This window comes from Bacteroidales bacterium, assembly GCA_023228145.1.
Lineage (GTDB): Bacteria > Bacteroidota > Bacteroidia > Bacteroidales > CAIWKO01 > CAIWKO01.
The window spans coordinates 1-23,760 of sequence record JALOBU010000018.1 but is presented as its reverse complement, the minus strand read 5'-3'; the positions used below and the strand labels follow the sequence as shown (position 1 = coordinate 23,760).

Genomic DNA, 23,760 nt, shown 5'->3' with positions numbered 1-23,760 from the left:
ACATCATTTTAAGTAAGCATAACACATTAATAAACAATAAAATACAATTTGCTCACGTCATTAATGCCGCGAGCAAAATCAATAAAAATATAAACTATCATGGCTGAATCAAAACGAAAAAAACCCCGAGTATATATGGAGATGGCCATTAAAGTCATGCAGGAATCTATTCATGAAAAACGTAAAGACAAATCATGTCCCTTGGTTGGCGCTGTGCTTGTTTTTCCTGATGGTACTGTTGATACTGCTTTCCGGGGTGAACTAAGAGAAGGCGACCATGCCGAATACACCGTTCTTGATAAAAAGAACCGTGATAAAGATATTTCCGGCTCATGGTTATTTGCTACACTCGAACCTTGTGCTCCCGGTGCAAGAAATGCCCCTAAAATAAGTTGTTCCGAAAGAATAGTAAATGCACGGATCGCTGAGGTTTGGTTTGGCATAGAAGACCCCGACCCCAAAGTTGATCATGGGGGCATCAACTATTTACTTGAAAACAATATTAAAGTGCATCAATTCGATCGCGACCTGCACAAAATCATAGAAGATTTCAACAAAGATTTTCTGAAAGGAGCATATAAAAGGAAAAAAGAAGCCGTTGAAACCAAGCTAAAAACTGGCAATAAGCTAAACGAACAGGCAGCAAATACCGATTTTTCAGATTTGTCCAAAGTTGCTTTGCAAAAATTTATTGATGAATCGGGCAGCAAACTAAAAGTCGGCTCCGAAGCGCTTACCAAAGAACTCCTGCAAATGGAATTACTTGAGAAAGACAAAAAGTCCGGAACTATTATTCCCACCGGTAATGCCATTCTGCTTTTTGGCGAAAAACCCCGGCTCAAATTTCCCCAGGCTTCCGTAAAGGCAAAAGTATCTTACGGTGACGGCAAAACAGATGTTCAGAGTTTCGATGATGCACTGGTGTTGATTCCTGATCAGGTGGAAGCATGGGTAAAAAAGGTTATTCCGGAAAGTTTCGACCGTTCAAAATTCCAGCGTAACAAAGTACCCGCATTTCCTACAGAAGTAATTGACGAAGCCATAATAAATGCCATTATTCACAGAGATTACAGCATTGACGGGGCCAAAGTCCAATTGGAAATAACACCCGATAAAATTGTTGTAAAAAGTCCCGGCAAGCCGGTTCCACCCGTTAAACTCGAAGATTTGCAGGGTTTCAATGCCACATCAATCAGCCGGAACAAATCGCTTGCATTGGTATTTAACCTCATGCGATACATGGAAGAAACAGGCGTTGGGATGGAAACATACAGGGAAATGAGAGATAAATTTAAACTGCCACTACCTGTTATTACGTATGTAGAACCTGACCTTGTTGTTACTTTTCCCCGTACTCCTGATGCAGTTCGCAGTCTTGGCAATACGGATGTACTTTCACAACTTAATGATGAAGAACTTGCAGGGCTTGATTTTGTGAAAACCAGAGGTGAAGTTTCGAGAAAAGAATATGAAGGTCATTTTGGTTTTAATGAAAGGAAGGCAAATAGACATTTAAAGAAGTTTGTTGCTTTAGGTCTTATTGGAGATAATGGTGAGAAACCCACCTCTCCTAATTATAAGTATGTGTATAATGGATAAATGTTACTTCGACATAAACCTCGTCATAGTGTCGAAGCTAAAACTACCTGTAGGGTTACTGAAGGTGTACTTCGACATAAACCTCGACATAGTGTCGAAGCTCAGGGATATTTTCATGGTCGTAGTGTCCATAATGTGCTTTCATTATAACAATTACATAATGATCCAATTATAAATACTATTGCAGATGGTAATACACTCAACATTTTTCATTATTAATTCTTCATTAAAATAATGGCATCACAAAACCTCATATTAAATATCCTCACCTTCGACCACCCTGCAGTAACAGCCGATTTCTCTTTTTCCATAGAAAAAACCAACGGCTTATATTCCATTCACAAGCCCGAATGGCCTGTAAATATCAAAGAACTGTTTCCGGCTTTAAATCCTGCAATACGGTATCTTTATGTAAACTTTAATTCTGAAAATGAAAATAAAAAACTGAGCGTTAACCTTCACAAAAGTCCTCGTTTTGCAAAGCATTATTATAGTTGGCTTATTTATAATTATTTTCAGAATACCGGTAAATGCCTCACAGCGCCTAACTTTGTTAATGACAACCAATTTTGGTTTTGGGATAAAAGTGCCAGCGCAGGTCAATTCTTCATTTTCAAACGCTTTGCCCTCAAAGTTCAGATAAACCGGATTACCGATTTCCCCGAACTTGTTATTTCCTACGAAGGAATCAGCAAAGTATTTAAGGAAGGTCTCAATAAAGTCAATGTTCCTGCAGAAGCCATCACGAGGGTAATATATGACCGTCAGATAATGTCGTACAACAAACTGACTGATGAAGCCAAATTAGATTTGAACAAAGTCCGTCCTGTATTAAGTAATACCTTGCGTTCAGCATTATCTTTAGAATGGGATCCGGTTAAAACCCCAAACAAACTTAAATTCTTTTATGATGAGATTTCATGGTTTGTGGATACCTATCTCAATACACCTGAGTTCAAAAACATAATCCCTGTTAAATCGAAAAGTTTTATAAGTGTTCCAAAAGAAAGGATTTTCAGTACGACTAAAGACAGCAACCAGCTTATCTTTGGCAATAATAAAACCGACCTGAATCCCTTCATGGGCTTGGTAAGAAATGGGCCCTACGCTCCAACTCCTCACAACAGAATTGAGTTTATTCTTATTTTCCATCAGGCAGACCGTCCCACCGTCGAGAAACTGATAAGTTGGTTCAATGGTAAAGAAAGCGCACGATCAAAGTCCTTGAAGGATTTTCTTAAAATGAACTATTTCCTTGATATTAATAAAAGCATTGTCTTTCAGAATTTGAAAGACCCTATGCCAGAGATCACTGAACAACTTGAAAAATGGCCGCGTATATCCGGTACAAGATATTTGGGAATATACATTACTCCACATACCAAAGAAGTTTTGGATAAATCCTTACATAGTTTGTACTACAAAATAAAATACGAACTTCTGAAATACAACATCACATCCCAGGTAATCGAAACCGAGACCATCAATGATCCTTCATTTAATTTCAGTCTCCCGAATATAGCCATTGCAATCCTTGCAAAGTTGGAAGGCATTCCCTGGCGTTTGGAAAGAACCATTTACAACGATTTAATTGTAGGTGTTGGTGCATTTAAGTCCGTTAACATGGCAAGCCGATACATAGGAAGCGCATTCTGCTTTTCTAATAATGGCCGTTTTCAGAGTTTCAATTGTTACTCCGCACACTCTACAACAATGCTGGCAGGTTCCATTCGTGATGCTGTCGAAACCTTTGTTGAACAAAACAACACCATAGAACGCCTCGTAATTCACTTTTACAAACGCATGAGCCGGAAAGACCTGAAACCGATACTTCGTGTACTATACAGCTTAAAACTCGATATTCCGGTTATTGTCATCACGATAAATAAAACCGAATCCCACGACCTTGTGATATTTGATAAAGCCTGCCCTTCCAACAACATGATCCCCAACAGCGGAACCTTTGTAAATATCGGGCGAAATCAATTCCTGCTTTGCAACAACACAAGGTATGGTGACACCATGCCCGGCGCAAAAGATGGTTTCCCCTTTCCGGTAAAACTCAACATTCAGTCAACTGATGAAAAACTGCTTGAAGACAATAAACTCATCAACGACCTGATTGATCAGGTTTACCAGTTCAGCCGTATGTACTGGACATCGGTAACCCAGCAGAATTTGCCCGTTACTGTAAAATACCCCGAAATGGTCGCCGAAAAATACCCCCATTTCGAAAGCAACAACATCCCCGATTTCGGAAAAGAAAATTTATGGTTTTTATAAACAATTTTTTATGCCTTTTCCTATACGAACTATAGAGAAGTTATTCAACAGAGATACTCATTTAACTGTTACAGCTGGTTTTTCCCTTGATAAATTTGAAGATAGGGACCAATATGTATTATTAAGGCGTTCCCTTCGTAAACGCAACAAAGAAAACAATCCTTATCTTGTATGTGATGAATGTGGTACAGCTCTTGAATTAAGTTGTACAAAAAATTACGAGGAAGAACATACATTTTATTTCAAGCATATAAAAGATCCTGGTTTTGATAAATGTTCAATCAAAACAGGTCAGAATATTACAAAGGAGGAAATACAAAGAAGACAATACGCTTTTAAATCCGAAAGTAATGCTCATATTTCATTAAAAAATAAAGTCGGTAGTATTATACAACAGTACTTTTTTTCTGATGTTATTATTGATAAAAAATTTATACTTGACAGGTACGGTGATTCAGAAAGAAGAAAACCTGATATATATTTTAAATTCAATGAAAGAGAAATTACAATTGAATTTCAGATAAATAATACATTCCATACTGTGATTGAAGAACGAGAATCATTTTATGAACGCTCCCGAATTTCATTAATGTGGGTTTTTGCTGAATTTGATCCTTACAATTTTCAAAGCATAACTGTAAAAGATATTTTTATTCCGAATGGAAACAATGCTTTCGTTTTTAATTTGGAAGCAGAACAAGCTTCTCACGAAAATAAAACATTGTGCTTTAAGGTTTGGTACAAAAAATTTTATGTGGATGATTTTGCGATAAAATTTGAGTGGTTAAACGAAATTGTCTCCATAGACCAGATAAAATATAATCCTGAAACTTTTCGCCCATTTTATTATGATTGTAGTGCTGATAAATTGTTAGCTGAAGTTGAGCTGAACGAAATCCTGACTTTGAGGGAACTTGAAAGAAAAAAGCAGAACGCAACAGTTAAAGCTAATCAAATAATGGATTTTCTTAGTGATTTTCGAAAAAACGATTTATTGAATAGCGTAAATCAGCTTGTAATTATTCAGCAGTCTTCAGAAATTGAAAAACAAATTTTGAATGACATATTAAAGCTGAATACCTATAGTAATCAGGGTAAAAATATTATTCAGGTTTTATTATCAAAAAAGGCACATTACAACCTGATAATTTTTCTTCTAAAATCAAAAAATATTTATTTACCATTAAACACTAAACTATCAGATGTCGAAACAACTTTTATATCCTGCCTTAAATCATCATACTTTCAAGACAAAATTGTACAGCTATTATTCTCACGTGGTTATCATCTTTGTGAAAGAGATTTTGAGTTCATTAAGCAAAACTATTGCCAATTAGAGCAAAAAAAAATGCTATTTACTTTTCAGAATTATGAAAAATTGGAACAATTTTCATATATCGAAAAATTCTATGATCATCTAAACGAATTTCTTGTTATTGAATCTGCAAAAAACGGCCGTCTTTCTATTTTAGGAAATGAAAAACAATCTTTACTCTGGATGGCAAACCTTGCGGCTAAGGAATATTCAGAACATTGGATGTATTTTGATTTTGCTTTTAAACATTACGGTTTATATCCAGCTTTAATGAATGATGACAAAAAGGGAACATTTCGTTCAAAGTTAAAATCATTATCTGATTCAAGCCAAGAAAAGGATACTCGCTTTGAATCTGTATTATCCGTTCTTTACCCTGAACTTATGTAACATAAATATGAACTTTAGCAAATGATTTCATAATTATATTAAAATTAATAACTTAAAATAAAAATAGAACTATGGGTGGTCAAGAAGGTTCAAGAGGTTATCTTTTTCAAGCAGTTATTTCAGCTTTTAATTCGTTAAATGATGATAAATGGACTTATGTTCAAATTGAACCTTTAACAGAATATGAAAAAGTTGATATTTCATGGGAATATCCAAATTCTCAAAGAAAAGTTGTTCAAGTCAAATCATCAATAAATCCTTTTTCAAAAAGTGACATTATATCATGGGCTACTGCTTTGTACAACGATATAAATGATGCATTGAGTTATGAGATAATTCTTATTGGAACAGTTTCAGATGCCGTTCAGGAGGCAATTAAAAAATCTAATAAAAAAGAAGAAGCACTAGATTCATTTTTAAAACCGATTATTGATAAGTTAATTATTACCATTAAAAACTATGATCCAGATTCATTAAAATCTAACGTTAGTACTTCTTTAAACAAATTCATATCTGACCAAGGTTTTAACGCAAATTTTTATACTATTGATAAAATTGCTGACTCTATAGTTCTTCAATTTCTATTCCTTTCAATTTCAGGCACTAAAATATCTAGATCAACATTTGAAGATAAAATTTTAGAATGGTTAAGATTTAATTTTGCAACAATTTTTGGTAAAGTTTATAATAATCGTTTGGATATTTCCTTTTATAATGCTGAAGAAAAATTATTTCAAAAGGAAATATCTGAGTTAAGATATGAGAATCTTACAGATTTACCATTAGTTTTCGATGAAAAAAGAATTATCGAGGATTTAATAAATGAAATCAGTCATATTCAAATTATTTCTAGTACTAAGCCTCAAAGAAGATCATCACTTTCAAGTTTGTATCAAAACCATACTTCAATAAGTGAATGGTCAGACGCAGGTTTTAGCATAAAAGATCAAGGAAAAATCTCAGCATTGATAGAAAAATATTTTAATCGAAAAATTGATGCAATTTTTTTTGATGTTGGGAATTTAGTACAACCATCAGTTAGAGTTATTTCTTCTTTTGGTGATAGAAAACCTGACTATACGGGTTCAGATAGCGAGAAGTTAAAGAAAACCAAATTAGATGAACTCTATAAAAAATTAATAGGATTAGAGGACCTTTGTACCTTTTTAATTCAGTTTGAAAATTTTCAAATTATTCCTTTAGCCCTCCAAAATTTAGGTGGTGTTCATGATGAAAAAATACGTGTTTTAATCAAATTACCAAAATCAGTAACTGTTTTAAAACACAATCAAATTTCTCCACCATCTTCTTTGGAGAATCTTAAAAAATTCAATGATGATTATCAGTTAATTGAAGATATCTTGAAGTGTTCCTGCGATAGCAATGTTAAAGAAGACACTACAAATTATTTTCACTCTCAAACATTGGATTTAGATTTCATGGAATCAGAGCAAAATAGAATTAATAATAAACAATCAATTTTTACTAATGTAGTGTCTTGTATTTTTAATTTTACATTTCTTGAAGTAATTGATAATAATCAAATTTTAGAATTTAGTTTTAAAGAACTGAATCCAAAGGAGAATTTATTGTTCCCATGTTACCTTTTTATCAAATCAGATAACGATTTCTCAATTAAATATGAAATTACTTCGAAATATTTGTCTGAAAAAACAGTAGGTGAATTACTTTATAATGTCAATAAAAATTCATAAATTATCTATTTTTCATGTAAAACAAATCGCTCTGACTAAAAATTGGCATTAATTCTAATTTCTCACGCTATTTTAGAGGATTATTCGTAAGAGCTTTTTTATTTTTCTTGCTTAAAATTTTGTTTTTCAAAAAAAACTATACTTTTGTGGCACGAATATGAAAAACGTAGCACGTCAATGCAACTATTTCTTGATATGTTATTAAATAATAAAAAACTTATATACGTCAAAAAACCTATATTAACAGGCATCAGATAATTTTTTTTAACCATACAGTATTACGAATTTATAAAAACGTAACATCATTAAATCAGAATCAAATGAAAAAAAACAGAAAAATTTTAAGTTTACAGAAGCGGTTTGCTTTTTTAGCTATAGCCGCATCGCTGGTAATGCCCGCTTTGAGCTTCGGGCAAATTACCAAAGACACTGCCTACCTTAATGAAGTTATTATCACCACATCAAAAACACTTCAATCAAAAGGCAACGTTACCCAAAAAGTTGATGTGATAACGGCAAAAGACCTTAACGGTATCATATCAGGCAACCGAAATGTGGCCGAAGCTATTCAATATATTCCCGGTAATGCGGTATCGGTACTTTCACGCAACGATGTCAACTGGGGAACCTACGGAGCCATTGGCCCCAAATACAGCACGTACATGATGATGGGCTTGCCGATTGATGCTTTTGTTGATCCTATGGCAATTGAACTCAATGCAATTGACCGTATTGAGGTGCAGCGAGGCCCGGCTTCAGTGCTCTATTCAAATTACCTGTCGCAGGATTTTGCTGGTAATCAGTGCCCGCTGTCGGGTACAGTAAATCTTGTGCTGAAGGAAAAAATTGACACCGCACGCACCATCATTTCTTTAAGTGGAGGTTCTTATAATACCATTAACGGAAATATATACCATCAAAGCCATTTTGGCAGGTTTCACATGTTTACCGGCGTTTCGTATGAGAGGTCAGACTACACCGATTATGGCTCTGCAGGTTCGTGGCTCAACATGATTGATCATCCGGGATATAACAAAGGAAAACTTTTCTTAGGCATGAATTATTTTATTGACAAACAGGAAAAACATAAGCTTTCATTATTTGTCAACGGAGCGCTCCATATTGGTGATGTGGGCAGGCCCAACAGGGGATACAATCACATGTATAACCTGGTAAATTTTGCCTATTCATTTAAAATCAATCCAAACCTTTCCCTTGAAACAAAAGTCGGCTACCGCAATTACGACAGGTCATGGCAGGAAGATAATTTTTCCAACACAGCTTTATCATGGGATGATCGCCTGCAGCTTGCATCCGACAATGGTGTGCAACAAACCATAATCCCTGCCGATATTTCCGTTTCATTCAGGCATTTCAAAAACAGTATGCTGACAGGCGGTGTTGATTATCAGTATGCGGCTTATAACACATGGGGCAAACCCGTGAATGATGTTAAGACAACCGGCAATGATGCTTCGGCAAACCAGATTGGTATTTATGCACAGGAGGAGTTTCGCATAATTGGTTTTACCATTCGCGGCGGTGCAAGGTTCAACATCATAAGTTATGATATAACAAAATTGGGTGGCATTGCACCGGGAAACAAAAAACAGTCCTGGAACCGTTTTCTGTGGAATGCAGGTATCAAGTACAATTCAAAAATCGGCATCTGTCCCTTTGTAAATGCGGGTTCAAGCTTTATGGCTCCCGGTCTTAAATCCATTGGAGGTACAATTTTGCTTGCCGACCAGGGTGTTCCGGGTATGAACGGCCAGCTTCCGAATCCCGACCTGAAACCCGAATCCGGCTTAGGTATTGATGCTGGTATTGATTTTCGCATTAAAGAATCTGGTATGTTCACCATTCGCGGTTTTCTGAACGAGGTTGACGATGCTATTATTGATAATGTGGTTTCACAAGACCCATCGCAGACACAATCCATCAACGCCGGGAAAACTACTTCTAAAGGCCTTGAGTTTTCATTGAATTATAAGTTTTCCGAAATGATTGAAGCCTTTGCTAACTTCACACTGCTTGATACAAAAATCACTAATAAAATTGACACCACACAGGATGGCGCTCAGATACCGTTTGTTCCCGATAAAGTTACCAATCTTGGCTTTTCATTGAATTTGCCATACCGTATCAAAGCGGTTGCTTATGTTCATGTAGCAGGTAAGATGTACGACAGCAGTAATAAATACGGAAGGGCTGCTTTCACTGCTCATGAAACGGTTAATGTGCATGTTTCTAAGGATTTTAAGTTCGGTAAAAAAGTTTTTCTCTCTTGCTTCCTTAATCTCTACAATATTACCAACAACAAATACCTTATGCCCTGGCAGTTTCAGGATCCCGGTTTTTCATTCATGGGTGGCGTATCGGTCGGCTTCTGATAAAATTGTAGCTTTGTTGTTTCTATAGTTCCCCTTATGATTGCTTCAAAAACACACATATTGTTATTTACTGTAGCTTCTATTTTATTAGGTGCTTTATCATGTTCAAACGATAATAACAATAAGTGCTCTGGCAGCAATTGTAAAATCTCGGTAACAGATTTCAGGGGAAAGCAAATAGGTTTTAATGATCATCCCAAACGTATTGTCTGCCTTATCGAAAGCGCTTTATCCGGTTTTTACATGCTACACACAGAGAGTAGTATTGTTGGGGTATCGTCTAATATTTATGATAGCGAAGTGTTCTCACAATATGCCGTTTTGGATAACAGGATAAGGAATAAATTACTTCCGACGCCCGGTAATTGGGACTTTATCAGCATGGAGAATATTGTCGCTTTAAAACCCGACCTCGTTGTTATGTGGGCATCACAGACCGAATCTATTGAAACTATCGAAGCTAAGGGAATACCAGTTTATGCTGTTATGCTCACAAGCACTGCTGATGTTTATAAGGAAATATCTGATTTTGGTAAGATAACCGGCACGGAGAAAAGGGCAGATTCACTTATTCAATATACGAAATCACAGGTGTCTGATTTTTCATCATCTGTAAATAACACAAGTGTGGAAAAGCAGAAAGTTTATTTTATGTGGTCGCAGGGTCCGCTCGAAACCAGTGGTGCAAAAAGCACGGTTAATGAGCTAATAGAACTGGCAGGTGCTAATAACGCATGTATTTCACCCGATGAACACATGGTCGTCAACCTTGAAAAACTAATTGAATGGAACCCCGATGTAATTGTAATGTGGTGCAACGCGAATAAAAACCCTGTCGACATTCTGAACCTTTCAGGTTGGGAAAATATTAATGCTGTTAAAAACAAAAGAGTATATGAATTACCCTCTGTTTTTATGTGTGATCTGTGGACATTAAAATTTCAATATGCTGTAAAACTGCTTCATACATGGTGTTATCCTTCAAGTAATTCAAATGTCAATCTTGACAATGAGAAAACAGCCATGCTTAAAATGCTTTATGGGTCAAAAGGAGAAACCATCCGATGAAATACAGGAAAGCCATCATCGTGTTACTTTATGCGTTGCCGTTGCCGGTGCTGTTTATTTCATTGTTTATTGGGCCTTCCGGGATAGCATCTTCAGAATCCATTTTCGAATGGGTTAGGCATTTGATATTTAATGTTAATGTTGAGAACATGGCAGGGCTACAGACTGTCCAATCAATTCTTTTGGATGTCAGGTTGCCCCGGATTATCCTTGCTTTTCTGGTTGGAGGTGCACTTTCGATCTCGGGCAGCAGCTTGCAGGCAATATTTCGCAACCCATTGGTATCTCCTTATATTTTAGGACTGTCCTCTGGTGCTGCTTTTGGCGCAGCTCTTGCGCTGGCATGGGCGTTTCTCCCGGTGCAGCTTTCAGCATTTTTTTTCGGACTTATTGCCGTTGCTTTGAGCTATGTTGCTGCAATTAAGCATAAAAACTTATCCATAGTTTCACTCATCCTTTCAGGTGTTATTGTCACCGGAATATTCACTGCGCTTCTAACAGTGGTTCAATATCTTTCCGATCCGTTCAAACTGCAATCTATTGTTCACTGGACTATGGGAAACCTGCACAATGCAAGCTGGAAATTGCTCAAAGCATCTTGTATTCCAATTCTGTTAGGCGTGCTCATTCTTTACCTCATGCGCTGGCGCCTGAATGTGCTTGCCCTTGGCGATGAAGAAGCACGCACTTCAGGGGTTAATCCAACACGCGAAAAGATTATTGTACTTGTTGCAGCAACGCTGGCTTCGTCAGCAGCGGTTTCCGTAGCCGGAATAATTGGACTTTATGGGCTTATTATTCCGCACATGGTACGCATGATGATTGGCCCCGACAACAAGCAGGGTACTGTTATTAATTTTCTTTTCGGTGGTACATTCCTGCTCATCATTGATGATTTTTCCCGCACCATTGCGGGTTTTGAGATCCCCATCGGGGTGATCACCATGCTCATTGGTGCGCCTTTCTTCCTCTATTTAATGAAAAAAACGAACATCGGATGGGAGAATTAAGAACAGCCATATCAATAAACAGACTTTCATTCTCCTACGGGAAGAATGTTGTTTTACAAAATGCTTCAGCGGAGATTGAAAGTGGGAAACTTACAGTCATCCTCGGAAAAAACGGAAGTGGCAAATCTACATTGCTACGTATTATTGCGGGTTTGCTCCCGTATTCTCAGGGTGAAATTTCAATATCGGATAACAATCTAAGTTCATTAAGTCTCCGCCAAAGATCAAAAATTTTCGGGTTTCTTGGACAAAAACACAAGGCGGTCTTTCCTTTTACTGTAGAACAGGTAGTTTTAACAGGCAGGGCTGGACAGGTTTCTTTTATCCCTCAAAAATCTGACATAGAAAGCGCTGTAAATGCTATTGAAAAAGTAAATATAAGCCATCTTCGTAATCGTATTTATACCGAGCTTTCAGGTGGCGAGCAACAGCTTGTTATGATTGCAAGAGTGCTGGCGCAAGAACCCCATATATTACTTTTGGACGAACCTACAACCCACCTTGATTTTTGCAATCAGGCAAAACTCCTGTCCCTGCTCAGGGAATTGACAACTCAAAACTTAACTGTTGTAACAGTATTGCACGATCCTAATATTGCCTTTTTGTATGGCGATGATTTTATTTTTGTAAAAAACGGAACACTTGACCGCCCTGCTGAAGATACAAAACCCTGGAGCGCAGATTACCTGAAAACGGTTTATAAATACGAATTGCACGCCTTGCCATACGAAGGCAGGGCTTTGATAGTACCGGATTTAAAACAATCGTTTGATAATGACAAATAAGGATATTATAGCAGCTGCTTACGATGTAGGTGTAAATGAAGAATATAACCGCCTTGTATCAAACCCTTTATTTGAGGCGGAATTTGAGCTAATTACAGAATTAATGAAAAAGTACATTGCTGCAGGCTCGACTGTTATTGATATTGGAGCTGGTCCGGGCAGATATGCAGAATTTCTGTTAAAAATGGGCTGTATGGTCGGCTTGGTTGATCTTTCAATAAGGTCTCTTGAAGCGTTTGAAAAACGAGTTGATAAGGGTTTAAAAAGCAATGTTCTTTTTTCAAAGGTCGCTTGTGCAACGGATTTGTCTTTTATTGAAAAAAATTGTGCTGATGCGGTCTTTCTTATGGGGCCATTATATCATCTCACGGATTGCGAAGAACGAACCAAAGCAATATCAGAAGCGTTCAGAGTTCTCAAAAAAGGTGGTTTTTTATTTGCCGTTTTTCTTAGTACATACGATCATCCTCCTCATCATCATGATAGTAATACGCCCTGTTGTTCCGATTACGTAAAACATCTCTTAAAAGATGCTATCACAACTGTTAAGTTTCAGAAATATATGGTGCCACAGTACAAATGCCTTCCAGAAGTGGCTATAAATTCAATTGAACCTCATGGATTTGACACTATGCACATCCGCAATCTGGAGGGAATAGGGTTAAATTATTCCAAAAATGATTTGTCAAAATATGATTCACAAACTAACAAAAACATGCTCTTCGATGAATTACGGTCAACTTGTGAAGATCCTGAAATGATTGGTCTTGCGAACCAGTTTTTGTATGTGGGAAGAAAAGATGTAGGTTAATCGAAATAATTAAGGAGTCAATATTATTTGTTGAATAATCCTTGCATTATTAGTTTTTATAGTATATTCCGTTAAATGTTTTCTACCTTTCTTGCGCGGTATTCTATTTCATTTGTTTGTAAATATTCTCTATTCATTATTATTTATATTTTTTTCCAGGCAGCCGGGACAAAATGCTCTTAGCTCCCACATATTTTGCCCGGCTGCCGGATCGCTATTTTGGAAGATTTAGTATCGTATGCTATTCTAACATAATAAGCATTATAAAACAGGCAGGCGAGAGCAGCAGGTCGTAAGGTAAACGATAGCTTCGCCGCTGGGTAGGCTGGACAGAGTTGCTGCCTGTCAGTTATAATGGTTATTATGTAAAATAGCCGCACTATCCGCCACCGCACAAAAGCCAACGCACACTTCCCTTTGATATGGAAACTTTCGGGCTGTCATAGTTTTTGCCAAACCCAATAGCATCGCTTTACCCGCCCAAATAAAATCAGCAGTGCAGCCCTTCCCGGACACAAATACATAAGCAGCAATAGATCCAACCTCAAAATAATAAATCATCACTCACCGCCGAAAAGGCATTATCAGTTCATTCACTACATCTCCATTCCATTCCGTTAACGCTTCCACTTCGTTACAGCAACACTCCATTTCATTTCGATTTCGTTCATTTCACTCATAATTGCATTTGCCCACAAGCCATCAAAACCTTTCGGCGGTATTGCAGCTTATTCCTTTGTGGCAACCAAAGCTGCACCCTGATTTTATGCTATGCACACACCGATGCTCCAACAACACGTGCACAAAACTACGCCAGCCCTCATCAGGTTTATGCCAACGCACCAATAATGTACTTCGTGATTTTTTTATCCCAAGCGCCCTGACCCTATGGTTTTGTAATGGTTTTTGTAAAGCCACGCTGCTGCAAGCAAAGCTCTCTCACTTCGTTCCGCTACACCTCGACAGTCCGCTTCGCTACCTGATCTCGGTTACGCTCCTCTCAGTTCATTCGCTATACTTTCGTAGCCGCACATAATAAAGCTGCTCCGTACCTCCGACAGCTATATTATTTTTCCCGACACATAACAAAAAACCACGCCAAAACCGCCATCGCTGCCACCAACCCCCACCCAACCACCCGTTAAGAGAAAGAAAAATTCCACCCTGATGCCACAGAGTTTTTCTTTAAAGGTCATTAATAAAACCTTATGCAAAGTTAAGCTGCCACCGCTCTTGCAAGGTCAAGCAAGTTTTGCAAAAAAAATCTCCACACTCCTGCATCTATAGGACTTTTTTATAGTGGCAGGAGGTAGTATTTTTTTTGCAAAAACCTTGCAATTCAGCCCGCACACGCGCTTTCTTGCTGCCTAAGGTTTCATTAATGATATATTTTTTTTATGTGGCGGCGAGCGCACAGCGAGCCGAAAATATCAGAAAAAGTTATCAAAATTTATAAACAAAACCCATGAAAACAAACTACTTTTCAAGCTGTTGCACACTCGAAGAAGTGAAGCGCAGATACAAAGAATTAGCCCTGCAGCACCATCCCGACCGGGGAGGCGATACGGCAACCATGCAGGAGATCAACCTCCAGTATGAAAACATCATGAAAAATCCGTTCTTTTCCTTTGCGGAAAAGTCAGAGCAGGATCAGGAAGAATTCATCCGGTACCCGGAGATCATCAGTCAGATCATCGGACTGGATGGCATCATCATTGAGTTAATCGGGAACTGGATTTGGTTGAGTGGCAACACCTATCCCCACCGGGCACAATTAAAGCAAACGGGCTTCTATTTCGCACCAAAAAAGACCATGTGGTATTACAGACCACCCGACTACAAAAGTGCTAACAAGAAGCCTAAAACCATCGAATATATCCGCTGCAAATACGGCACAGAAGTAATCCAAAACAGATCAGAGAATATGTCATTATCAAATTAAAGGGAGCAAAAAAACTCCTTTTTTCATTTTTAAAACATTTAAAGTAAAACAGCGCATAAGGCGACATAACATGTTTTTATACAGTTACTTATGTGATTTTTACGTTTATCTTTATTATCTTTGTTATATGAAAAAAATAAAACACAGTTTAAGTCCGCTTCAACTCCGTATCAAGGCCGCTTATTTATGTTAAAATCCTAATCAATATCAATTAATAACCAATTAAATTTTTTATTATGGCAATTGTACAAAACCCGATCACAGGCAGAACCAAACAGAAGTTCGGTACTGCAGTTTTCTCGAAACAGTTTTCGAAAAACACCATGCGCACCAAACCCATTGAGGTGAAAAACCCCAGAACACCCGATCAGGTGAACCAGCGCAACAAATTTTCAATGATGGTAGCCGAAGGCCGCAGATTGCTGACCATGCTCAAGGTTTCATTTCAGAACATGACAACTGATATGTCTGCCTTCAATGTTTTCATCAAAAACAACATCAAAACGGCCATCACCGGAACCCCTGGCAATTATGTCATTGACTATTCATTGCTCAAGGTGGCAAAAGGTTCGCTGACAAAGACCGTAACATTCCATGCAGGAAACGACCTTGCTCTCAAAGTAAAGAGAACATGGACTCCGCCCGTTGATCCGCTTGATGAAGCCAACAATGATCTTTTATATGTTGCTTCATATAACGAAGACAAAAATGAATGGTTATACAGTGCAACAACTACCACAAGGGCAACCGGATTAGATGAGCAAACTGTTCCTGATACCTGGTCTGGTGACACCGTTCATGTTTATTCATTTTTTGTTAATCCTGGTGGTAATACGTGTAGCGATAGTGTTTACAGTGGCACCATTGTAGTTCAATAAAAATATTGCTCTGGTTGTTATGTAAAAGGGCTTATCCTAAATGGAAAGCCCTTTTTTATAATCAAATAATTCATATTAATTGTAAACTTTAAAATATTACAAAATGGCAACAGTAAAAAATGGCTTTCTCGGTGATGCGATAGGGAAACTCGGCAACGTGGTATTCCGGAAATGGAACTCCCTGATCACTGTTTCAAAATACCAGCCTATGGTAAAAAACCCAAACACATTAGCGCAGCAGCTACAGCGACAGAAAATCAAAAACCTTTCATTGGCATTGCAGCCATTCAAAGACAATGTAATTCCCCTGAACTTCAAGAACCGGAACGGCAGGTCAACTGCATGGGCCGAAGCCATCAAAGCAAATTACCCTATGGTTGATGAAAGCGGTAAGATCATTTTCCAAAACATGATTCTTTCAGGTGGTTCCATGCTGCCCCCTTTGATTGTCAAGTTCGAGTACAATCCCTTTATTGATATGTTTTATATCGAGTTTAGTACGGTCAATATGGGCGATATTGATTTCAACAGAATCAGGTTAACAGCAGTGGGCCGGTTGATATTTGATAATTCATTCAATACATCCAATATCTGCAAGCTGCCTTTTAAAAATCGCTTTTCCACTTACATTAATGAAATGTCTTTTCCTGACTGGCCATTGAATTTCGATTTCGACAATGCCTGGTCTGAGGGGATGCTTTTCTACAATATTATTAATGACTCTTCGCGTGATGTCCGGGCATACAATCCGGCCAATATTATCAACAGCCCTTCTGCAGGCGCTTATTTTAATACGGATTTTAAATTTGATAACTTTGATTTCAATGTTACAGACCGGATCATCATGCCGGAAAACATTCATGCAACCACTTACCAGGTTGCTACAGGATGGTGCCTCAAAATCTCTATTGATGATTACACCAAGTTCCCTGAGCTTAATCCCGATGATGTGATCCATGTTATTCCTTGGATACTCGTGTCCAATGGTAAGAGCTATGGTGGCAATTATACATTTCCGGCTTCAGAGCAATCAGTCACTATTCCCATCAATGATGAAGATCAGGACAAGCCCTTCAATATTCTTTACTTTATCACCGATGCAATGGGGAAAAACAAAACAACGGTCACAAGGTTTGGCCTCAACCATCCGGACTCTCTTTCATATTGTGAATTGCTTTTCAAAAACGGATTGATTCATCCGGACAGCATAAAAATTCATGCACCTTTTACGGCAATTTGGGGCGATTTAAAGGACTTTATACCTCCCGACCTGATTGGCACCATTCCATACACGATCCATTCAAAAAACGAAACTACTGGCGAAGAAAGACAGCATATAATAAGTTCAGACAACATATTCCTTTGCTCAAAGCTTCTCCGTAATCAGATTTACACCATAACCATAAAAGATGAAAAAACGATTTCCGCTGAGTTTGATGTGATCGGCATTGATGATGATTATACTTTTTCAATTGATAAGAAACGTCCTAGGAAAGTTGTAAAATTTAAAGCCGGTAATGAACTGGCATCAAAAGTGAAGTAAACAGCAAAGCTCAATCACACATAAGCCCTTGCATCATTCGTGAGCAAGGGCTTTATTATTTCTGGGTATTTTGACACCATTTTTGCACCATATCAGCACGCCCCATTGATTCCCCTGGTATTCACTTCTTGTTCCCTTCTTGTAATAAAATTCGGGTTTGACAGGGTTTTGACGCGGCTTTTTCGCAGCTTAGTTTTTTTTGTTGCCCGCTTCGATCGAGCTTCGTTGCAACTTGTTGATTCTCATTATTTTTCGATTTTCCGCTGGAATGTGAAGTGATTTTTCATGTTTTCAACATATTCGGGTTAATAAAATTATTTTGAAATAGTTGTTTTTTCAGGGCATTGCTTGTACCTTTGTACACCAATTACATTCTGGCCGGTAATTGTTTTGAGCCTGTTTTTATTTGATTTTTTCTTGTTGCCCGACCGTTGCCCACCATCTCTAACTAACTCATAATCAATATCACTTCATTTTTTGTATCGGAAAATGACCAAAGAAATAATCGGAAATATTCGGAAAACAAAATCGTTGTAAATAAGCCATTTACAATAATTCATTTTTAATTTTTTTGCATATTTTTCTATTTTGGATATATAGGCCAAAAATAGTTGGTAAAAAGTTCTAAAATCGTTTACCACGTTGTTTTAAAAGAAAGTTATATGAAAGTCCTTTCAAAAAACAAATCATTTACCATTACTCCTCACTTTCTGCTCAGCAAAATCTTTGTTCTTTAATGCATCAGAAAAATTTGGGTCAATTTCAAGGGCTTTGTTAAAATCGGCTATTGCTTTATCGTATTGCCCTTTACTGCCATAAGCAACTCCGCGGTTATTATATGCTTTTGTAAAATTGGTGTCAATCGAAACAGCTTTTGTGAAATCATTAATAGCATCATCATACTGCCCAAGATGCATCAAAGCAGTTCCCCGGTTGTCGTATGCCATAGCAAATTGCGGATCAATTACTATTGCAGAAGTATAATCGGAAATGGCTTTTTCTGTCTCCCCGAGATGAAAGTATACAACACCGCGGTTGCTGTACGCTTTAGCATGCTGAGGACTTAATATAATGACATAACTGTAATCAGCAATTGCCTTATCCCATTGTTTAAGATTTTCATAGGCAGCAGCGCGGTTAAAATAAGCATCAATATATTCGCTGTCGGTTTCTATTAATTTTGAATAATCTGCAATAGCTATTCCCCATTGCCGAAGTTTGCTGTAAGTAGCTCCGCGATTCCATAATGCATATACACTATTCGGCGCAATTTGTAATGCTTTTGAAAAATCGCTTATTGCTTTGTCGGGGAATCCGGTATTGCCATATGCAAGCCCGCGATTTATATAGGGCCTTGCTTTTGCAGGAGATTTTTCTATCACATCACTCCACAATGTTATATCATCTTTCCAGGTTTTATTTCTTTGGTATGTCTGCATCGAATAAAATCCTATTATTAATATTAATAGTATTGGCGCAGTAAATTTTTTACTTCCAAAAAATTTATAAATAATAAAACTTAAAATGACAAAAAAACCTAATGAAGGCAAATAGGTTCGATGTTCAAAAATCACGTCTTTTATTGGGATTATGCTTGATTCGATGGATAGGGTCAGAAAAAACCAGAAGATTCCGAAAGAGATTATCCGGTTGCGTTTGAACAAAATTGTTGCAAGAATAATTAAAGCTAATAAAAACAAAAAACTCCCCAGTGTCTTGATTTCAAAAAAATTATTTGATATAGGGAAATCGTAATCTAAATTCTGATGTATAGGAAGAAATAGTAATTGTATGTATTTAACTAAAACGCTGAACTGAGTCAAAAGATAATTTCCAGAAGTAATAGTAGTTCCATGACCTTCAGTTTTATAGGGTGTCAAAGGCTCAAAAATATTTACAGAAAACCTCAGCAGAATAAAAATTACAAATCCCACAAATGCCACAATCATTAAAATAACACGGTAATCCTTTAATTGTATGGAAGGCCTCTTTGTTCGCAGAAAGAAAAACTCAAATAGCAAAACTGCAAAAGGTAGCGTGTAGGCATTTTCTTTGCTTAATACCGCCAGTGTTGCTGAAATGAACGCCAAAATGAAGAAAACATATATCAAACTCTTTCTTTCTGAAGTTAATCGGGCTTTTACATATAATATTATGGATAGCAAATAAAACAAAGCCGCCAGGGCATTCTGCCTCTGAATGATATAGGTTACCGATTGTGTCGCCAGCGGATGTGAAAGAAAAAGCAAAGCAGTGAATAACGACACAGCCTTTTTATATTGCGCAACCGGATTGGCTTTCATTGCCGGTGAGGCAAATATCAGCAACGTTAACCACCAAACCAGGCAGGCATTGATAAGATGTATAATAAGGTTTACAAGGTGATAACCCCACACATCGAGCTGGCCAAAATGATAATTGACAACAAATGTAAACATGCTGACAGGCCGGTTGGGACTATACTTCCACCAGGTTTTTACATCCGAAATGTTTTTTATTGCCCCATTGTCAACAATATGCATATTGTCATCCAGATGAAATGAACATCGGAATGTATTTGAGTAAATCAAAATTCCAAGAGTAACAATTATGAATAATCCAAAAGCAAGGTTTTTTCTGCTGGATGAAACGAAACTGTTTTTTTTGTTTTGTGATTTTTGAGTAGTTTTTTTCTTTCGCATTTCTGATAGAAACTATATCACCGGTAGATTTTTTTTCAGACTTTATTAGTTTGTGTTATTTTTAATTATTTCATCTTTATTGGCAGCATTTATTTTCTGGCGAAGGATTTCCCTGTTGTTATATGCATCTGTATAATTCGGGTCCATTTCTATGGCTTTATTATAATCAGCAAGCGCTTCTGCATATTTACCGATGTTCATATAGGCAATACCGCGGTTGTTATAGGTTGCCGTCAGCGAGGGGTCAATCTCCAATGCCCTTGTATAATCATAAATGGCTTTTTCCCATTGTCCGGTGTTGGCCCAGGCAGCCCCTAGGTTTGAAAAAGCTTTTGCATGATAAGGATCAATTTCTATTACCCTTGATAAATCATCTATAGCTTTCTCCCACTGCGTGAGAGCTGCGTATGAAACCCCTCTGTTATATAAAGCATTAATATTGTCGGGGTTTATCTGTATTACTTTTGAAAAATTTTCTATTGCCTGCTCAATATTTCCGGTATTCCCGAGTACATTTCCCCGATTATAGTAAGCATCAGCATACAGGGTGTCGAGCTCTATGGCTTTGTTGTAATCGGCAAGCGCCTTATCCGTTTGCCTGAGTATTTCCCGTGCGACACCTCTGTTATAATAAGTAACTGCCCATTTCGGATATAGCTCTATGCCCTTTGAAAAATCGGCAATTGCTTTTTCCCATTGCTTGGTTTTAAGGTAATAAATGCCCCTGTTGTTCACAGGCCGGGCCTTGTTCGGAGATTTTGACACTACATCACTCCAGAGTGTAAGGTCGTTTTTCCAGACTTTATTCCTTTCAAAGGTTAATATTGAATTTGATAGTACAATAATGGCAAATAAAGCAATGGCAACGTATTTGTTTTTGTCCCAAATAAAAGTAATGATGATGGTGCTCAAAATAATAAAATACCCAAACGAAGGAAGATAAGTCCGGTGCTCATATATCAGGTCGTTTATCGGGATGATGCTTGATTCAATTATCAACGTTAGAAAAAACCAGAAGATACCGAAAGAGATTATCCGGTTGCGTTTAAATAAAAAAACTGCAAGAATCACCAGGCCTGATAAAAACATAAAACTCAGCAGTGTCCTGATTTCAAAAAAACCGGTTGATAATGGAAAATCATAATCCAGGTTCTGGTTTATAGGTAAAACCAATAGCTGAATGTATTTTACAATTACACTGAATTGTGTTAAGAGGTAATTAAGCGGTGTTACCGTAAAATCATTTCCCTGAGAAGGTGGCAAAGGGTCGAAAATATGCAGGGAAAATTTAAAAAAGAGAAAAACAATCAATCCTATAAACGCAGCGATGACTAAAATGATACGATAATCTTTAAGATTCACTGATTTTCTTTTTGTTCTTAAGAAACAAAAATCAAAAAGTAAGATGGCAAAAGGCAGGGTGTAGGCATTCTCTTTGGTTAGCACCGCCATCACTCCGGAAATAAGTGCTCCGGCAAACAAAATAATTTTTTTTCTGCTTCCTTTCTCTGACAAACGTGCTTTTGCATACAAAGCCACCGACAGCATATAAAACATGGCTGCCATAGAGGCCTGACGCTGTATGATATAAGTAACCGATTGCGTAGCCAAAGGATGAGAAACAAAAAATAAAGAGGCAAAAAATGCAAGTGTTTTTTTATGATTTGCAAGCGGGTGTGTTTTCATAACCGGCGATGAAAGAATCAAAATCGTAAGCCACCACACCAGGCAGGCATTTATAAGATGAACCATAAGGTTTATAAGGTGGTAACTCCACACATCAAGCTGACTGAAATGATAGTTCAGTGCAAAAGTGAACATACTTACAGGACGGTTGGGGCTAAAACTCCACCATGCCTTCACATTCGACAAATCCTGAATACTCGTATTGTTAATAATACCGTTCAAATCATCAAAATTAAAGGAACATTTAAATGAGTTGGAATAAATAACTATGCCCAGCAGCATTATTATGCTTAACCCTATAAGGTTTGAATATTTTTCAAAAACACTCTGCTTTTCGGCTCTTCTATGCTTTGAGGGATTAGCTTTTTTGGATGTTTCTTTATTGGGCTTTTTGTTCTTCATTAATAGAAATATATTGAGTATCTCTTAATTATTTTTAACATGAACCGGTAATGCAGCTACAAAGATATTTTTTTATGCCGTCTTAAGGATTAAATTTTAGTATTTGTGAGTTCAGTCTCAGGATTAATAATAGAATTTTTACACTTGTTAAAAAATTATTATAATTTTTTTTATCATCATAATATTATTGTCCGATAAAAAAGTTAAAACAGAATGAAAAGAGGCAAAAATACTATGTTTTGTATTAAAATTGATGCTAGTGGGCTAATTTTCGAAAAACATATCAATATTGATTTTCATCAATTTATTTGCCTCTTTCCTGTAGGATGTAAATTGCTGAAAATCAATTCTTCCTTTAGGACTGAGGCAAAAAACATAAACCAATATTTACATCCTTTATTTACAAATCAATTTTTTATCGGACACTGATGATTATCATACATGGTTTATACATAGTTGCAATTATTTTACATGTGTTTATAATAATAGGTTTCAAGGACATATTTTAAATAAAATATGATTAATCCTTAAAATTTTAGCTTTATTGTTTATAAAATTTAATAAAAAGCACTTAAAAAAAATATTTTTTATTTACTTTTGCATTTTTTATTTATTATAAATAATATTACTTACATAATTAATTATTAATACTATTCAATTTAATGAAAAAATTTATGTGCCGCAATTCAATGCTATTTGATTTTTGCAAGATTTTAAAAACGGCAGCAATCTCTTTTGTTCTTGCCGGAATGTTTATGTTTTCATCCTATGCTTATGCAGGAGAAAATCCAACATCAGGCGATCCCGAAGGTATTACTGACGGATGGGCTGTGAGTTCTCCTGAGAGTTCTCAACCTATTGAGACTTATATAATGGCATGTACCAATCCTGGAATACCAGGGACAATTACAATTTCTGATGTATCATATAATAGCGCAAAAGGATCATGGGTTGCAAGTTCATGTTCAGGTTGTACAGGTTCAGATTTATCGATTACCTATTACTGGTCTGTTGGCACAAGCTCCACACATACTTATTTAAGTGGTTATACAGCCAGGGACACTACAACAGGGTTAACTGCGTCAGTAACAGGTCTTGCCTGCGGAACGACTTATTATATGAGAGTTTATGCGAACAATGGCTGTGGAAGCTCGGATTATAAAACATCCAGTGCTTTTACAACATCAGGTAATCCCACGGCACCAACAAGTGCTGCTGTCTCACCTTCTTCTGCTTGCTCGGGCACCTCTACAATCTAT

15 protein-coding genes are annotated in these 23,760 nt (G+C 37.0%); 13 read left to right on the top strand and 2 right to left on the bottom strand.

Annotated elements, in window-relative coordinates:
- The first annotated feature begins 99 nt into the window (after positions 1 to 99).
- The 12 genes from M0R16_09530 to M0R16_09475 all read left to right on the top strand — a co-directional run bounded on the left by M0R16_09530 (position 100) and on the right by M0R16_09475 (position 17,732).
- Positions 100 to 1,599, top strand: coding sequence for a hypothetical protein (locus M0R16_09530; GenBank protein MCK9613122.1), 1,500 nt, complete (start codon positions 100 to 102; stop codon positions 1,597 to 1,599).
- A gap of 234 nt (positions 1,600 to 1,833) precedes the next feature.
- The gene (locus tag M0R16_09525; GenBank protein ID MCK9613121.1) at positions 1,834 to 3,882 is read left to right on the top strand and encodes a hypothetical protein; all 2,049 of its coding nucleotides are present in this window, start codon (positions 1,834 to 1,836) and stop codon (positions 3,880 to 3,882) included.
- Between the two features lie 10 nt (positions 3,883 to 3,892).
- Positions 3,893 to 5,587 (top strand): DUF6035 family protein, encoded by a 1,695-nt coding sequence (locus M0R16_09520; protein ID MCK9613120.1) that lies wholly within the window; start codon positions 3,893 to 3,895, stop codon positions 5,585 to 5,587.
- Between the two features lie 71 nt (positions 5,588 to 5,658).
- Positions 5,659 to 7,302, top strand: coding sequence for a hypothetical protein (locus tag M0R16_09515; GenBank protein MCK9613119.1), 1,644 nt, complete (start codon positions 5,659 to 5,661; stop codon positions 7,300 to 7,302).
- Positions 7,303 to 7,622: 320 nt separating this feature from the next.
- The gene (locus M0R16_09510) at positions 7,623 to 9,695 is read left to right on the top strand and encodes a TonB-dependent receptor (protein MCK9613118.1); all 2,073 of its coding nucleotides are present in this window, start codon (positions 7,623 to 7,625) and stop codon (positions 9,693 to 9,695) included.
- 36 nt (positions 9,696 to 9,731) lie between these two features.
- Positions 9,732 to 10,763 (top strand): ABC transporter substrate-binding protein, encoded by a 1,032-nt coding sequence (locus tag M0R16_09505; GenBank protein MCK9613117.1) that lies wholly within the window; start codon positions 9,732 to 9,734, stop codon positions 10,761 to 10,763.
- Entirely contained in the window at positions 10,760 to 11,773 is a 1,014-nt protein-coding gene (locus M0R16_09500) for an iron ABC transporter permease (protein ID MCK9613116.1), read from the top strand. Before M0R16_09505 ends, M0R16_09500 begins: the two co-directional genes overlap by 4 nt.
- Positions 11,761 to 12,558, top strand: coding sequence for an ABC transporter ATP-binding protein (locus M0R16_09495; protein MCK9613115.1), 798 nt, complete (start codon positions 11,761 to 11,763; stop codon positions 12,556 to 12,558). The genes M0R16_09500 and M0R16_09495 overlap by 13 nt, the downstream gene beginning before the upstream one ends.
- On the top strand, positions 12,548 to 13,369 hold the full coding sequence (locus M0R16_09490; protein ID MCK9613114.1) for a class I SAM-dependent methyltransferase: 822 nt from the start codon (positions 12,548 to 12,550) through the stop codon (positions 13,367 to 13,369). Before M0R16_09495 ends, M0R16_09490 begins: the two co-directional genes overlap by 11 nt.
- A gap of 1,465 nt (positions 13,370 to 14,834) precedes the next feature.
- Entirely contained in the window at positions 14,835 to 15,311 is a 477-nt protein-coding gene (locus M0R16_09485; protein MCK9613113.1) for a hypothetical protein, read from the top strand.
- A gap of 236 nt (positions 15,312 to 15,547) precedes the next feature.
- Positions 15,548 to 16,189, top strand: coding sequence for a DUF6266 family protein (locus M0R16_09480; protein MCK9613112.1), 642 nt, complete (start codon positions 15,548 to 15,550; stop codon positions 16,187 to 16,189).
- A 103-nt stretch (positions 16,190 to 16,292) separates the two neighbouring features.
- Complete coding sequence (locus M0R16_09475) at positions 16,293 to 17,732, top strand: hypothetical protein (GenBank protein ID MCK9613111.1); 1,440 nt, start codon at positions 16,293 to 16,295, stop codon at positions 17,730 to 17,732.
- Between the two features lie 686 nt (positions 17,733 to 18,418).
- Here the strand turns inward: M0R16_09475 and M0R16_09470 are convergent.
- On the bottom strand, positions 18,419 to 20,413 hold the full coding sequence (locus M0R16_09470; GenBank protein ID MCK9613110.1) for a tetratricopeptide repeat protein: 1,995 nt from the start codon (positions 20,411 to 20,413) through the stop codon (positions 18,419 to 18,421).
- Positions 20,414 to 20,458: 45 nt separating this feature from the next.
- On the bottom strand, positions 20,459 to 22,501 hold the full coding sequence (locus M0R16_09465; protein MCK9613109.1) for a tetratricopeptide repeat protein: 2,043 nt from the start codon (positions 22,499 to 22,501) through the stop codon (positions 20,459 to 20,461).
- A gap of 674 nt (positions 22,502 to 23,175) precedes the next feature.
- Between M0R16_09465 and M0R16_09460 the strand changes: the two genes are divergently transcribed.
- Positions 23,176 to 23,760: fibronectin type III domain-containing protein (locus tag M0R16_09460; protein ID MCK9613108.1), on the top strand; the 585-nt coding region annotated here is incomplete at its 3' end.